Here is a 15,456-nt window from a genome sequence, read left to right on the forward strand (position 1 = left end):
GCCGCGTTGCGCCAGACCGCGACCCAGCTCGAGCTGGCTTCGAACGCCCGTTCTGCGCCGGGCACCACGCCAGCGGCCGGCGTGACCGAGGCGCGGCGGCTGGCCCAGGCGCTGCGCAAGCTGGCCGATGCCGATGCGGCGACCCGCGACCGCGCCGAACGCGCGATCGCCCTGCCGCTGCGGCTGGGACTGGCGGGCCTGGCGCAGGCGCTGCAGGCCGAGCGCGTCGGCATCGACTCGCTGCCGCGCGAGCTGGTGCGCGACTGGCTGACGCCCGACGGGCGCGCGCTGATCACGATCAGCCCGCGCCTGCCGCCCGGCGAACGCGCGCGCGAGGCGGCGCTCGACGTCTTCGTGCCCACGGTACTGGCGATCGCGCCGCAGGCCACCGGCGGCCCGATCGCGGTGCGCGGCTCCGCCCACACCATCCTGAGCGCGTTCGCGCAGGCCGGCGCATGGGCGGTGCTGTCGATCGCGGTGCTGCTGTGGCTGACACTGCGGCGCTTCGCGGACGTGCTGCGCACGCTGGTGCCGCTGCTGGTATCGGCGGTGCTGACGCTGGAGCTGTGCGTGGTGTTCGGCATCGCGCTGAACTTCGCCAACGTGATCGCGCTGCCGCTGCTGCTCGGCATCGGCGTCGCCTTCAAGATCTACTATGTGATCGCGTGGCGCGAGGGCAAGACCGGGCTGCTGCAGTCGAGCCTGACCCATGCGGTACTGTTCAGCGCGGCCACCACCGCGACCGCGTTCGGCAGCCTGTGGCTGTCCAACCATGCCGGCACCGCCAGCATGGGCAAGCTGCTGGCGCTGTCGCTGGTCTGTACGCTGGCCGGCGCGGTGTTTTTCCAGCCTATCCTGATGGGACGGCCGCGCCAGTCGCGCTGATTTGTCCGAGACCGCGGACGGACCGACCACGACGCCACCATGATCGCCATGCCAGAGCCCTCGCCTCCCTCGCCCCCCTCGCTTCCATCGGCCCCCTTGCGCCCCCGGTCCCGTTCGCCCGCTGCGTTACCGCTGCGCCGGCTGGTCCCGCTCGTGCCCCTCGCCGCGCTGTGCTGCGGGGCCTGCGCGACCGGGCCCAACGCCAACCCGGCCGATCCGCTGGAACCGATGAACCGCGCGATCCATACGGTCAACGACAAGATCGACACCTATGTCGCGGTGCCGGTCGCCAAGGGCTATCGCCGCGTCACGCCGCAGCCGGTGCGCACCGCGGTGACCAATGTCTTCAACAATGTCGGCGACGTCGGCAACGCGATCAACAACCTGCTGCAGGGCAAGGGCGTCGCGGCGGCCGAGAGCGTGATGCGCGTTGCGATCAATACCGTGCTGGGCCTGGGCGGGCTGATCGATATCGCGACACCGGCCGGCCTGCCCCGGCACCCGCAGGATCTTGGCCTGACGCTGGGCACGTGGGGCGTGCCGTCGGGGCCGTATCTGGTGCTGCCGCTGTTCGGGCCCAGCACCGTGCGCGACGGCATCGGCATGGCCGGCGACGTGTTCGCCGACCCGGTGACCTACATGGATCCGGCCTGGCGCAACAGCCTGTTCGCGCTGCAGTTCGTCAATACGCGCAGCAACCTGCTCGATGCCACCAGCCTGCTGGAGCAGGCCGCGCTGGACAAATACAGCTTTGTGCGCGACGCCTATCTGCAGCAGCGCCGCCAGCGGCTGCGCGGCAGCGAAGCCGGCGATCTGCCCGACTATGGCGATGACGGCGACGAAGGAGACGGCGCGGCGGGCGGGGCTTCGCCATCGATCGACGCACCGGGCTCGCCCCCCGTTCCGGCTCCCGCCGCCCCATGATCGGACGATCGATACGCCGAGCACCGCAACGCAGCCGCCAGCCGGCGCAAACCCCTTCGCGCCGCGGCGGCGTCGCCGGCAAGCCGCAGCAGCTCGCCCAGTTGCGCCGGTTGCTTGAGCAAGCTGGCAGATAGCGCGCGCATCGCGATGCCGCCATCCGCGCCGAATGCGGCCAGCGCCGCCGGCGGAACGCGCCGCCCCGCCGGATCGGCGATCGCCCGGCATACCACGAAAGGCAGCCCCGCCGCGCGCGCCGCGGCGGCGATCCGGTGCGATTCCATATCGACCGCCACCGCGCCGGTCGCCGCATGCAGCGCCCGTTTGTCGGCAACGGCCGCGGCCGGCGTATCGGTGCCTGCGATCGTTCCGCCGACGGCCGCGGGCAATGCCATGCGCAGCACGCTGGTCCAGCGGGCATCCGTGTCGAAGCGCGAGCCTTCCGCGGCGACGGCATCGGCCAGGATCACGCTGCCGGGTGGCAGCGCGGGGTCGAGCCCGCCCGCCACCCCGAAGCTGATCAACCCCGCATAGCGCGGCGCCGATCCTGCGTCGTCATGCAAGGCAGCGATCATCGCGGCATCCAGCGCATCGCCACGCAGGCCGCTCAGCGTCGTCGCGCCTGGCCACGACAGCAGCCGCGCCTCGAAGGCCATGCCGGTGACGACGAGCCAGCGCGGCGCGCCGGCATCGGCGCGGCTGGCGGCCACGCTCACATGCCCCATGGCATGCGGCCCGCGGCGTCGGCAGTCCCCGTGGCATTGGCCGGATTGCCGACGCGCTGGAGATTGCGGTAACGCGCCAGCGCCCACAGCGGGAAATAGCGCGCATAGCCGTGATAGCGCAGATAGAACACGCGCGGAAAGCCGACCGCGGTGAAATGCTGCTCGTCCCACAGCCCGTCGGCGCGCTGCTCGCGCAGCAGAAAGTCGATGCCGCGCGCGACCGCCGGCAGATCGCGGCAACCGGCCGCCATCAGTCCGAGCAGCGCCCAGGCGGTCTGCGACGGCGTGCTCGGCGCGCTCTCGTGGCCGCGGTAGTCGAGCCGGTAGCTGCTGCCGTCCTCGCCCCAGCCACCGTCGCCGTTCTGCACGGACAGCAGCCACTGCGCGGCGCGGCGCACCGGCGCCGCCTCCGGCCCGAGCCCGGCGGCCTGCAGCGCGCACAGCGCGCTCCAGGTGCCATACAGGTAGTTGGTACCCCAGCGCCCATACCAGCTGCCGTTGGCCTCCTGCTCGTCCAGCAGATAGCGCAGCGCCTGCGCGGCGGCGCGGCTGTTGGCCGGCAATTCGCCCAGCTGGGCCAGCATCGACAGGCAGCGCGCCGACACGTCGGCGGTCGGCGGGTCGAGCAGCGCGCCATGATCGGCAAACGGAATGCTGTTCAGATGGCTGTGCGTGTTCTCCGGCTCGAAGGCGCCCCAGCCGCCGTCGCTGCTCTGCATGCCTTCGATCCATTCGCGCGCGCGAGCCAGCGCGGGCTCGACGCCGCCCTGCCAGCGCGCATCGCCGCGCGCCGCGCGATCGAGCGCCATCGCGACCACGGCGGTATCGTCAACGTCCGGATAGTGCGGATTGGCGTACTGGAAGGCCCAGCCGCCGGGGCGCAGATGCGGCCGGCGCACCGTCCAGTCGCCGCGCACGTCGAGCACTTGCAAGGGCAGCAGCCAGTCGAGCGCGCGCCGCGCCGCGGCCAGCGCGCGCTCGCCGCCGGCTTCGAGCATCGCATGGCAGGTCAGCGAGGTATCCCACACCGGCGAAAGGCAGGGCTGGCAATAGGTCTCGTCGCCATGCTCGACCAGCAGGCGATCGAGCGCCGCGCGAGCCTGCGCGACCGCCGGTTCGTCGCGCGGCACGCCGAGCGCGTCGAACATCATCACCGCATTGACCATCGCCGGAAAGATCGCGCCCAGGCCATCGTCGCCGTTCAGGCGCTCGCGCACGAATCGCTCCGCTTGCTCGATGGCGCGCCGGCGCAGCGTCTTCGGCGACAAGGGCTCGAACACGCGCAGCGCGACATCGACCCCGCGGAACACCGCATACCAGAAGCGGCCTTGATGCGACGCCCTGCCCGGCATCCGCGCGGCCTGGCTGGGCCGGCGAAACAGTTCCTCGATGCCGACGCGGCGCGGATTGCGCGCGCACGGGCGCAGCGTGTTCAGCACCAGCAGCGGCACGATCACCGTGCGCGCCCAGTACGAAATCTTCGACAGATGGAACGGAAACCACAGCGGCAGCAGCATGATCTCGACCGGCATCAGCGGCACCGCGCGCCACGGCATCACGCCGTACAGCGCCAGCAGCGTGCGGGTGAACACATTGCTCGCTTCGGCCCCGCCCAGCGCCAGGATGCGCTCGCGCGCGCGCCGCATCGCCGGCGCGTCGGCCGGCTCGCCGATCATCTTCAGCGCGAAATACGCCTTGACGCTGGCGCTGATGTCGGAGGCGCCGCCATGAAACAGCGGCCACCCGCCGTCCGCGTTCTGCCGGCGCAGCAGATAGCGCCCGATGCGCGCCTCCCGCGCAGGATCGGCCGGCTCGCCCAGATAGTGGACCAGCAGCACGTATTCGGACGGGATCGTGGTATCGGCTTCGAGCTCGAACACCCAGTGGCCGTCGGCGCGCTGCCGCGCGATCAGGGCATCGACGGCGTGCGCGATCGCGGCCTCGAGCCTCGGGTCGGTGGAGTCGGCGCAGGCGGTGGAACCGGTCAGCGGGGGAAAGGACGACGCGAAGGAAGCGGCGGAATCCGGCCGGTCCTGGTGGTCCACGAGGTCGGCGGCTTCCGGCGAACCGTTCAAGGCGATCTGGATTTCAGCCACATCACTCCTCGTCACGCGATGACATCGCGAGGCAGCCGGCGGCGGGACCACGACCGGCGCGCGAGAGACTCGCGATCGGTATTGGGGGTCGGGCGATTATAGCAATCAGGCCAAAAGCAGGCCGGCAGCGCCCGCTCGCCTTGACAGCGGCGCTGCCCGGCTTCTATGCTGGCGCGCATTGTTCCTTTGAAAAGACCAATGTTCTGTTGTACGGAATTAGAACCGAAGATGCAGAACCTTGGCACCACCGCGATGAATCCCGACTCCTCCAACGGCGGCCCATCCGGGGCCGCCCACCAGTCCCCCCGCAAACCCTTGCGCGGCATTCGCGTGCTCGACCTGACCAATGTGCTGGCCGGCCCCTTCTGCTGCCATCAGCTCGCGCATCTGGGCGCGGACGTGATCAAGGTCGAGACGCCTGGCACCGGCGACCTCGCGCGCCAGCTGGGCGCCGACGCCGAGCTGAACCGCAGGCTGATGGGCGTGTCCTTTCTGGCGCAGAACCCCGGCAAGCGCTCGATCACGCTGAACCTGAAGCATCCGCTGGGCAAGCAGGCGCTGCGCCGGCTGGTGCAGCAGTCCGACGTATTGGTCGAGAACTTCCGGCCGGGCGTGATGGCGCGGCTGGGGCTCGGCTACGACACGCTGAAGCAGGACAATGCGCGGCTGATCTATTGCGCGATTTCGGGCTTCGGCCAGGACGGCCCGCTGGCCGACCTGCCCGCCTACGACCAGATCATCCAGGGGATGGCGGGCGTGATGAGCATCACCGGCGATGCGCAGACCGCACCGTATCGCGTCGGCTACCCGGTCTCCGACACCGTCGGCGGGCTGACCGCGGCGCTGGCGGTGGCGGCGGCACTGGCCGACCGCGACCGCACCGAGGGCTATCTGATCGACGTGTCGATGCTCGAATCGACGCTGGCGACGATGGGCTGGGTGGTGTCGAACTACCTGGTGGCCGGGCGCGAACCGGCGCCGATGGGCAACGACAACATGACCGCGAGCCCGTCGGGCACCTTCCGTACCGGCGACGGGCTGATCAATGTCGCCGCCAACAAGCAGGAACAGTTCGAGGCGGTCTGCCGCGTGATCGGCCGGCCCGAGCTGGCCACCGATCCGCGCTTCGCCGAGCGCCAGGCCCGCTTGCAGCATCGCGCCGCGCTGCAGGCGGAGCTCGAAGCCGAACTGAAGCGCCAGCCCACCGCGCATTGGTGGCCGCTGCTGAACCAGGCCGGCGTGCCGGCCGGGCCCGTCTATACGGTGCCGCAGACGCTGGCCCATCCGCAGGTTGCCACGCGCGGCATCGTCGCCGAGTTTCCCGACGCGCCGGGCGTCGGGCGCGACGTGCGTCTGCTGCGCACCGGCTTCAAGCTCGACGGCGCGGCGCCGGCCGTCGATGCGCCGCCGCCCGAACTGGGCCAGCACACGCGCGACATCCTTCTCGAACTCGGCTACACGGCCGAGCAGATCGACACCATGCAGGCGGAGCAGGCCCTATGACCGCATTCGATCCCTCGACCCCGGACGCCGGCCAGCGCCGCGCCGAAGACTGGTGGCACAGCGCCATCATCGACATGCAGCCCGGCGTGATCCGCTATCGGGGCTATCCGATCGAGCAGCTGATCGGGCGCGTGTCGTTCGCGCAGATGATCTGGCTGATGCTGCGCGGCGAGCTGCCGCCGCCGGGCCAGGCCGCGCTGCTCGACGCCGCGCTGATGTCCGCGGTCGACCATGGCCCGCAGGCGCCCAGCATCGCGGTCGCCCGGATGGCCGCGACCTGCGGCGTGGGGCTGAACAACGCGATGGCATCGGCCGTCAATCTGCTCGGCGACGTGCACGGCGGCGCCGGCGAGCAGGCGGTCGCGCTGTATCTCGATATCGCCGCGCGCGTCGATGCCGGCACGGACCTGCCGCAGGCGGCGCGCGCGGGCCTGCAGGCCTGGCGCGAGCTGCATGGCAAGTATGTGTCCGGCTTCGGCCATCGCTTCCATCCGGTCGATCCGCGCGCGCCGCGGCTGCTCGAGCTGGTCGACCAGGCGGCGGCGGACGGCGTGGTCGACGGACGGTTTGCCGCGATCGCGCGGGCGGTGCAGGCCGAGCTCGGGGCCGGACGATCGCGGCCGGTGCCGATCAATATCGACGGCGCCACCGCGGTGATCTACGCCGAGCTGGGCTTCCCGCCGCCGCTGGCGCGCGGGCTGTTCTGCCTGTCGCGCTCGGTCGGCATCCTGGCGCACGCCTGGGAGCAGACCGAGCAAGGCGGCCGCAACAAGGGGCCGATGCCGCGCGAATTCATCTGGACCTATGACGGGCACCCGCCGCGCGATGTGCCGGGCGCGGTGTCCAGCGAACGGCCGGACGGCCTGTCGGCCGAGCGGCCGGACGGCAAGCGCTAGGGTGCCAGCAAGGATCGCGGCTCGCGCGTCAGCAGCGTCAGCGGCCGTCTCCGGAAACATCCGCTTCGAGCGGGATCTCGGACGCCGCCGCGGCGGACGCCGGTCCCGCTTCCGCGGCCGGGCGGCTGGCCACCGCGGACGCGGAAGCGGCTGCGGCCATCGCCTCCTCGCGCTCCAGCGTGGACGCCACCACATAGCGGTCGCGCCCGCGCCGCTTGGCCTCGTACAGCGCGCGGTCGGCATTGCCGAACAGCTGCTGCCACAGACCGACCGAATCGGAGCCGTCGTCGCGCAGCTGCGCGACGCCGATGCTGACGCTGGCGAACTTGCCGGCCGGCCCGGGCAGCGGAATCGCCCGTACCTTGCGCAGGATCCGCCGGGCCAGCGCGGTGGCCTGATGCTCGTCGGTATGGGGGCACAGCACGCAGAATTCCTCGCCGCCGTAGCGGCCGGCCACATCGGAGGCGCGGCGCGAGTTGTCCAGCGCCTCGGCGATCGCCTGCAGCACCGCATCGCCGGCGCGATGGCCGCTGCGATCGTTGACCTGCTTGAAATGATCGACGTCGATGACCAGACAGGCGACCGCCTGCCGGTTGCGCAGCGCGGACACGATCAGACGGCTCGCGGCGTTGTCCAGCGCGGCCCGATTGAGCAGGCCCGTCAGGCCGTCGATGCGGGCGCCCCGCTCCTTGTTGGCGATCACCTGCTCCAGCGCCATCACGGTGAAGCCAAACAATCCGAGCAGCGTCGCCACCAGCGGGGCCAGCACCACCACCGCGTTATAGGTGGCGTCGTGGGCCAGGCTGCCCGCGTTGAACGGCGACGGGGAAATCGCGCCGTCGCCCTGCCAGGCCACGGCCGCGCCGTAGAGCTGCGCGCACAGCTGGACCGCGCTCGCCAGCAGCACCAGCGGCAGGCCGATTTCGCTATGGCGCACGCGCGAGCGCAGCAGCACCAGGATGGTCGCCAGCGACAGCAACGCCAATGCGACATAGGCGACCCGATGCAGCTGCAGCACCGGCTGCGGCCCGGTCAGCGCATCGAGCGAAGCGGCAACGGCGATCACCACGGCCGCGCCCTGGATGCGGGTAAATCCGGGCAAACCCTGATGCACGCGCACACCGCCATAGATCGTCAGCTTGCCGGCCAGATACACCATCGCGGCCACCGCGCCCACCTCGACCAGATGCGCCGTGGCCGCGTTGAGGGTCAGCGCCAGACCGCCGGCCGACAGCACCAGGTGGCCGCCGGCCCATAGGCGGCCGGCATCGGTGCGGATCAGCGCGAACACGAGGCCCGCCGAGATCAGCAGCGTGCTCGAAAACACCACCATCATGACGATCACAATGCTGTGCTGGTCTAGCTGCACGGTATCCCTCGGAAAATGCCGCGTTGCATATGCCCCGGCGGCACGGCCGCTCGTCCCAAAAACCTTTGATGATAGCTGGCGCACCGGCGCCGGGCATCCCCCTTGAGTCGGGCATGGGCGGGACGCGGCGGCGGGCGGGCCGCCGCGGGGCCAATGCCGGCTCAGTCGTCGAAGGGGAAATGGCCGCCCAGCGTTTCGGTCAGCGTGCGCGCGGCGCGCAGCACGTCGGCGCGGAAATCCGGCTGATAGCGCGAAGCCGGGCAGGTCAGCGTCAGCGCGCCGCGCAGCTCGCCGCCGGGGCCGAACACCGGGGCGGACACGCCGGCGATATCGGGCACGCGGTCGCCGACCAGCGTCGCTACGCCGTCGCGGCGGATGGTGTCGTACAGCTGGCCGCGCGCACCGGCGAAGGCGCGCAGCACCCGGCCGCCGGCGCCGCGATTGCGCGGCAGCAGGTCGCCGGCGCGGGCGTGGTCACGCACCGGCTGCGGGGAGTCGACGCGATACAGGCATAGCCGATGCTCGCCCTGCTCGATATGGAAGGCCGCGCTCTCGCGGGTGTCCTGCACCAGTTGGCGCAGCACCGGCATCACCGCCGTTTCCAGCGAGAATGACGCGGCATAGACCGCATGCAGCCGCGCGACTTCGGGGCCGAGTCCGTAGCGGCCGTCGGCGTGGCGCACCACCAGCCGCGCATGCTCGAGCGAGGCGAGCAGCCGCAGCAGCGTACTCTTGTACAGGCCCGAGCGCTGCGCCAGCTCGGCCAGCGTCAGCGCGGTATCGCCCAGCCGGAACGCGCGCAGCAGGAACAGCGCGCGATCCACCGCCACCGCGCCGCCTTCGGCGGCATGCTTGTCGGCTTCGGAAACCTGGGCGGCTTTACGGGGCATGGGGTGGAGCGGCGCGCAATCGACGCGCAATCGATGAGGTGCGCGCACCGTATAGAACGGTCCCCGCTTTGTCAATGCAGCACAGGGCAAGCCGCGAAGGACGCAAGACGCCGGGTCCCCGCCTGCACGGGGACAACGGCAGGGTTCACCCCAGCCGCCGCACCACCGCCTGCGCGAACTCGCGCGTGCCGGCCTTGCCCTTCAGGTCGCCGGTACGGACGTTGTCCTCGTTCAGCGTCCGGTCGATCGCGGTGCGCATCCGTTGCGCCAGATCCTGGCGGCCGACGTGCTCGAGCATCAGGCCGGCCGCCAGCATCAGCGCGACCGGGTTCGCAATGCCCTTGCCCGCGATGTCGGGCGCGGAGCCGTGCACGGCCTCGAACACCGCCGCGTGCTCGCCGATGTTCGCGCCCGGCGCCAGGCCCAGCCCGCCGACCAGTCCGGCGATCTGGTCCGACAGGATGTCGCCGAACAGATTCGTGCACAGCAGCACGTCGAACTTCCACGGGTCGAGCACCAGCTGCATCGCGCAGGCGTCGACGATGCGGTCGTCCATCTCGACCCGTCCCGCATAGTCGGCCGCCACCTCGCGCGCGGCCTCCAGGAAGATGCCGGTCAGCGCCTTCAGGATATTGGCCTTGTGGACCACGGTGACCTTCCTGCGGCCGTTGCGCAGCGCGTATTCGAAGGCGAAGCGGGCAATGCGCAGGCAGTCGGCGCGCGTATTGGTGCCGGTCGACACGGCCACCGCGCGCGGATCGTCGCCGACCGCGATGTAGTAATCGTGCGCGACGTAGAAACCGCCGACGTTCTCGCGCACCAGCACCAGGTCGATGTTCTCGTAGCGTCCCGGCACCAGCGTGCGCGCGGGCCGCACGTTGGCGTACAGCTGGAACAGCTCGCGCAGCCGCACATTGACGGAGCGGAAGCCCCCGCCCACCGGCGTGGTCAGCGGCCCCTTCAGCGCCAGGCCGGTACGGCGGATGCTGTCGAGCGTCGCTTCGGGCAGCGGATCGCCGCTGGCCTCGAGCGCGGCCATGCCGGCCTGCTGCGTTTCCCAGGCGAACGGCGCGCCCAGCGCGTCGAGCACCTGCAAGGTGGCATCCATGATTTCCGGCCCGATGCCGTCGCCGGGGATCAGCGTGGCCGGGATGGCGCCGCCGCCGCTGCTGTTGCTGCTGCTGTTGCCGCTGCTTGCCGCGGGGTCGATCTTGTTGGTCGGATTTGCATCGGTTTGCACAGGCGATCTCCACAAAATGACAATGGCCAGGAACGACGGCGGCACGCCCGCGGCGGCCGGCTCGGGTTCGCGGATACGGCCCCGATCAGCCGCCAGGCGCCGTGCCGGCGGGGCTGGCGCCCTCCCCGGCGGGGCCCATGGCCGCTGGGCCCGCCCCTTCCTCAGGCGCGGCGCGCGTGCGCACCACCACTTCCGAATGCAAGGTTCGGTGCACCGGGCACTTGTCCGCGATGGCCAGCAGCGCCTCGCGCTGCTGCGCGTCGAGCGGCCCGCGCAGCGTGACCTCGCGCTCGATCCAGTCGACCTTGCCGTCGCGGGTGTCGCACTCCGCGCAGTCCGCGGCATGGATCTTCTCGTGCCTCAGTGACACGCTGACGTGTTCCAGCGGCCAACCCTTGCGCTCGGCCACCATCCGGATCGTCATCGACGTGCAGGCGCCCAGCGCCGCCAGCAGCAGGTCGTAGGGCGCCGGTCCGCCGTTCAGGCCGCCGAACGAGACCGGCTCGTCGGCCAGCAGCCGGTGCTTGCCGACCGTGACCTGCTGCTGGAACTTGCCGGCGTGGTTCTCCTCGACGCGCACCAGCCCCTCCTCGACAGCGGCCGCCGGCAGCGTGGCCGCATCGATGCCGAGGTAGCGCTGGCTCCAGGCGGCGATGGTATTGGCGACATAGACCGCATCCTCGCGCCGCGTCAGCAGATGGTCGGCATGATCGAGCGAGACGAAGCTCTTCGGATGGCGGGCCGCGATGAACAGCTGCGTGGCATTGTCGATGCCGACGGTGTCGTCGAGCGGGGAATGCAGGACCAGCAGCGCCCGCCGCAGCCGCGATACCTTGGCCAGCAGCGCCTGTTCGGCGACGTCGTCGAGAAACTGCTTGCGGATGCGGAACGGGCGGCCGGCCAGTTGCACCTCGGCCTCGCCCTGGGCGGCGATGGCGCCGGCGTGCTCGCGCAGCAGGCCGACCACATGCGACGGATCGCTCGGCGCGGCGATGGTCGCCACCGCCCTCGCCTCCGGGATGCCCTCGGCCGCGGCCAGCACCGCGGCGCCGCCCAGGCTATGGCCGATCAGCAGCGCCGGCGCCTGCAGATGCCGGCGCATATGGTCGGCGGCCGCGTGCAGATCGGCGACGTTGGACGAGAAATTGGTGTTGGCGAAATCGCCGCCGCTGCCGCCCAGGCCGGTGAAGTCGAAGCGCAGCACCGCGATGCCGTGCTGGGTCAGCGCCTGCGCAATGCGGCTGGCCGCCACCACATCCTTGCCGCAGGTGAAGCAATGCGCGAACAACGCGTAGGCCTTGACCGGTCCGGCCGGCATGTCGAGGCGGCCTGCCAGCGGCTGGCCGTCGTGGCCGGGGAACTGGACTTTCTGGTTGGGCGCGCCGGGCGAACTCGGCGAGTTCGGTGAATTCGACGGATCGGGCATGCGTGGCTCCTGGCGAAAAAATGGCGGGATGGCCGGTCCTTGCTACTGTAGCCGCTCCGTCCGCCGAAGTGGCCGAAAGGTCATGCAAAACCGGGCGCCGACGACCATTGGAGAGCCCGCGACAGTGGCCTCGCCAGACATGGAGCAGACAAGCACGAGACAAGATGCAGACATGCTGTAGAGCCCCGATTTGCACGCGGCGACAAGGCCGTTCCGTCACGGGTAATCCCTACATTGTTGCGCTTGGTTGCAATTCCTAACATGAAGTCAATTACAAACCACTTGCACGCCGCCCCCTGAAAACGGCAGTCGCCGCCGGGCCGGCCACCGCATCGCAATTCCAGACGTCGCATCAACGGTTCGAGGCTGGCGCACTCGCGGCGCTGCCTCCGGTGTCGTCAACAGCAGCAAGGGGGAAGACAGCATGGCAGCGAAAAACAAGCGCGGTGCGGTATCGCGACGGGGATTTCTGGGCGGGGCGGGGGCTGCGGTCGGTGCAACGGCGCTGGGATTTCCGGCGATCGTCAAGGCCCAGGGGCCGGTGACGATGCGCTGGCAAAGCACCTGGCCCAGCAAGGACATCTTTCACGAGTTCGCCGGCGACTTCGTCGCCAAGGTCAACGACATGTCGGGCGGCGAGCTGAAGATCGAGCTGCTGCCGGCCGGCGCGGTCGTCAAGGCGTTCGATCTGATCGACGCGGTCAGCAAGGGCACGCTCGACGGCGGCCACGGCGTGATCGCCTACTGGTATGGCAAGAACTCGGCGCTGGCGCTGTGGGGATCGGGGCCGGCCTGGGGCATGGATCCGAACATGCTGCTCGCCTGGCACAAGTACGGCGGCGGCAAGGAACTGCAGCAGGAGATCTACCGCAGCCTGAACCTGGACGTGGTGTCGTTCCTGTACGGGCCGATGCCGACGCAGCCGCTGGGCTGGTTCAAGAAGCCCATCACCAAGCCGGAGGACTTCAAGGGCCTGAAGTTCCGCACGGTCGGCCTGTCGATCGACATCTTCACGGGGCTGGGCGCCGCGGTCAACGCGCTGCCCGGGGCCGAGATCGTGCCGGCGATGGACCGCGGCCTGCTGGACGCGGCCGAGTTCAACAACGCCAGCTCGGATCGCGCGCTCGGGTTCCAGGACGTGTCCAAGGTCTGCATGCTGCGCAGCTTCCACCAATGCTCGGAGCAGTTCGAGATCCTGTTCAACAAGAAACGCTACGACGCGCTGCCGGCCAAGCTGCGCGCGCTGATCGCCAACGCGGTGGACGCGGCCTCGGCCGACATGTCGATGAAGGCGATCGACCGCTACTCGAAGGACTATCAGGCGCTGCAGCAGCAGGGCGTGAAGTTCTACGCGACGCCCAATTCGGTGCTGCAGGCGCAGCTGAAGATCTGGGACGAAGTGGTGGCGCGCAAGGAAAAGGAAAACCCGATGTTCAAGAAGGTCAACGACTCGATGAAGGCGTTCGCGATGCGCAGCACCCGCTGGCAGAACGACACCAACGTCGACTATCGGATGGCCTCGGCGCACTACTTCAGCAAGCGCAGCTGAGCGGCGGGGCGCGATCGTGCAAGGCCTGCTGCTGGCGATCGACAGGATCAGCACCCTGATCGGTCAGGCCGCCTCGTGGCTGATCGTCGCGTTGACGCTGATGATCAGCTACGAGGTGTTCTCGCGCTATGTCCTGTCGGCACCGCATGCCTGGGTGTTCGACGCGAGCAATATGCTGTACGGCGCGCTGTTCATGCTGGCCGGCGCCTATACGCTGGCCAAGCGCGGACACGTGCGCGGCGACATCCTCTATGGCTTCCTGCCGCCGCGCGCGCAGGCCACGATCGACCTCGTGCTGTACCTGGTCTTCTTCTTCCCCGGCGTGATCGCGCTGGCCTGGGCCGGCATCGACTTCTTCGAGGTCTCGCTGGCGCAAAACGAGCACTCCTCGATCGCGGCCGACGGCCCGCCGATCTATCCGTTCAAGGCGGTGATTCCGGTGGCCGGCGCGCTGCTGCTTCTGCAGGGCGTCGCCGAGACGATCCGCTGCGTGATCTGCCTGAAGCGCGGGCATTGGCCGATGCGCGAGGGCGACGTCGAGGAAGTCGACGTGGACAAGCTCAAGCAGATGGTCAGCGCCGACGCCGCGGCCGGCACGGTGGCAACGCCGGCGGTCGCGGAAGATGGCGAAGTACGGGATGGCGGCCATGCGCGGGACGAGCGGCATGGCGGCGGCCCGGCCGATGCGCCGGCTCGGCGCGACACGCCCGCGCCCGATCCGGCCCCACACCACCCCCGCGATCGCCACGACGATCGCGAATCGAAGCCAGCGCGCGAAACCGACGGAGCGCCGCGATGAGAAAGGAACTGTGGTTCGGCGCCACGCTGATGGCGCTGATCGCCGTCGCGGTGCTGGTGCTGATGCCCTCGCCCGCCGATTGGACCAACGGGCATCTGGGCCTGCTGATGCTGGCGCTGATCGTCGCGGCGATCATGCTGGGCTTTCCCACCGCGTTCACGCTGATGGGCATGGGCGTGCTGTTCGCCTGGCTGGCCTATCGCCATGCCGACCCCAACATCGCCGTGCAGCAGACGCTGGACCTGATGGTGCAGCGGACCTATGCGGTGATGACCAACGACGTGCTGATCTCGGTGCCGCTGTTCGTCTTCATGGGCTATCTGGTCGAGCGCGCCAACCTGATCGAGCGGCTGTTCCGCAGCCTGCATCTGGCGCTGGCGTGGCTGCCGGGCTCGCTGGCCGTGGCCACGCTGATCACCTGCGCGGTGTTCGCGACCGCCACCGGCATCGTCGGCGCGGTCGTCACGCTGATGGGACTGCTGGCGCTGCCGGCGATGCTGCGCGCCGGCTATAGCGCGTCGCTGTCGGCCGGCGCGGTCACCGCCGGCGGCTGCCTGGGCATCCTGATCCCCCCATCGGTGCTGCTGATCGTCTACGGGGCCACGGCCGGCGTGTCGGTGGTGCAGCTGTATGCGGGCGCCTTCTTCCCCGGCCTGATGCTGACCGGCCTGTATCTGCTGTACGTGATCATCCTCGCCAAGCTGCGGCCGCGGCTCGCACCGCCGCTGCCGCTGGCCGAGCGCGAGGTCCCGCTGCCGCCGCTGCAGCAAAGGCTGCGCGACACCATCGGCGCGCGCGCGCTGCCCGCGCTGGTCACCGCGCTCAAGGGCAAGCGCAACGCCGCCATCCCGACCGGCCAGCTGATGCGCCAGTTCGGCATCGCGGTACTGCCGGCACTCGTGGTCGCGCTGCTGATGGGCTCGATCTACGCCGGCGTCACCGCCGCGCCGCCGGCGGCGGTCGATGCGACGCTGATGGAACTCGGCGCGCAGAGCGCCGACGATGCCGCGGCGCTCGATACGCTCGCGCCGCCGCCGAGCGACGAGAGCCCGGCCGCAGCGACAGCCCCGGGCGATCCTGCCACCCCCGCCACCCCCGCCGCGCCATCGCCGCAGGCCGATGCCGCGCCCGCGCCGGCCGCCGCCGCGCCCAGCCCG

General features: G+C 70.4%; 11 protein-coding genes and 2 pseudogenes. 7 read left to right on the plus strand and 6 right to left on the minus strand.

The window, feature by feature from the left end; genetic code table 11:
• Nucleotides 1-885 (plus strand): annotated as a pseudogene (locus F7Q96_RS25785) (MMPL family transporter); the annotation flags it as partial.
• A gap of 153 nt (nt 886-1,038) precedes the next feature.
• Nucleotides 1,039-1,809, plus strand: coding sequence for an MlaA family lipoprotein (locus F7Q96_RS25790; protein WP_082371711.1), 771 nt, complete (start codon nt 1,039-1,041; stop codon nt 1,807-1,809).
• Here F7Q96_RS25790 and F7Q96_RS25795 read toward each other — a convergent pair.
• Nucleotides 1,707-2,516 (minus strand): phosphorylase family protein, encoded by an 810-nt coding sequence (locus F7Q96_RS25795; RefSeq protein WP_226995043.1) that lies wholly within the window; start codon nt 2,514-2,516, stop codon nt 1,707-1,709. The two genes, F7Q96_RS25790 and F7Q96_RS25795, sit on opposite strands and share 103 nt — an antisense overlap.
• 2 nt (nt 2,517-2,518) lie before the next feature.
• Nucleotides 2,519-4,519, minus strand: coding sequence for a squalene--hopene cyclase (gene shc / locus F7Q96_RS25800; protein ID WP_053823663.1), 2,001 nt, complete (start codon nt 4,517-4,519; stop codon nt 2,519-2,521).
• Between the two features lie 360 nt (nt 4,520-4,879).
• On the opposite strand from shc, the gene F7Q96_RS25805 reads away from it, so the two are divergent.
• Both F7Q96_RS25805 and F7Q96_RS25810 read left to right on the plus strand, forming a co-directional pair.
• A complete protein-coding gene (locus tag F7Q96_RS25805) occupies nt 4,880-6,130 on the plus strand; it encodes a CaiB/BaiF CoA transferase family protein (protein WP_151023547.1) in 1,251 nt (416 codons plus the stop codon).
• Nucleotides 6,127-7,026, plus strand: a complete 900-nt coding sequence (locus tag F7Q96_RS25810) for a citryl-CoA lyase (RefSeq protein WP_151023539.1) — start codon at nt 6,127-6,129, stop codon at nt 7,024-7,026. Before F7Q96_RS25805 ends, F7Q96_RS25810 begins: the two co-directional genes overlap by 4 nt.
• 37 nt (nt 7,027-7,063) lie before the next feature.
• Here the strand turns inward: F7Q96_RS25810 and F7Q96_RS25815 are convergent, their stop codons facing one another.
• The 4 genes from F7Q96_RS25815 to F7Q96_RS25830 form a co-directional block, all read right to left on the minus strand.
• Nucleotides 7,064-8,395 carry a GGDEF domain-containing protein gene (locus tag F7Q96_RS25815; protein ID WP_249041726.1) on the minus strand — a complete coding sequence of 444 codons (1,332 nt, stop codon included), beginning with the start codon at nt 8,393-8,395 and terminating at the stop codon, nt 7,064-7,066.
• A 161-nt stretch (nt 8,396-8,556) separates the two neighbouring features.
• Nucleotides 8,557-9,285: an IclR family transcriptional regulator gene (locus tag F7Q96_RS25820; RefSeq protein ID WP_053823662.1), complete on the minus strand. Its 729-nt coding sequence runs from the start codon at nt 9,283-9,285 to the stop codon at nt 8,557-8,559.
• A gap of 145 nt (nt 9,286-9,430) precedes the next feature.
• A complete protein-coding gene (locus tag F7Q96_RS25825) occupies nt 9,431-10,495 on the minus strand; it encodes an isocitrate/isopropylmalate dehydrogenase family protein (protein ID WP_151023551.1) in 1,065 nt (354 codons plus the stop codon).
• 115 nt (nt 10,496-10,610) lie between these two features.
• Entirely contained in the window at nt 10,611-11,951 is a 1,341-nt protein-coding gene (locus F7Q96_RS25830) for a bifunctional alpha/beta hydrolase/OsmC family protein (protein WP_151023541.1), read from the minus strand.
• 424 nt (nt 11,952-12,375) lie between these two features.
• Here F7Q96_RS25830 and F7Q96_RS25835 point away from each other — a divergent pair, with 424 nt between their 5' ends.
• The 3 genes and pseudogenes from F7Q96_RS25835 to F7Q96_RS25845 form a co-directional block, all read left to right on the plus strand.
• Nucleotides 12,376-13,500, plus strand: coding sequence for a TRAP transporter substrate-binding protein (locus F7Q96_RS25835; RefSeq protein WP_053823661.1), 1,125 nt, complete (start codon nt 12,376-12,378; stop codon nt 13,498-13,500).
• Between the two features lie 16 nt (nt 13,501-13,516).
• Nucleotides 13,517-14,179, plus strand: a pseudogene (locus F7Q96_RS25840) (TRAP transporter small permease subunit); the annotation flags it as partial.
• Between the two features lie 116 nt (nt 14,180-14,295).
• Nucleotides 14,296-15,456 (plus strand): TRAP transporter large permease subunit (locus F7Q96_RS25845; protein WP_151023543.1); only part of this gene is annotated, 1,161 nt, incomplete at its 3' end.

The sequence above is a fragment of the Cupriavidus gilardii genome (assembly GCF_008801915.1).
In the GTDB taxonomy this organism is placed as follows: domain Bacteria; phylum Pseudomonadota; class Gammaproteobacteria; order Burkholderiales; family Burkholderiaceae; genus Cupriavidus; species Cupriavidus gilardii.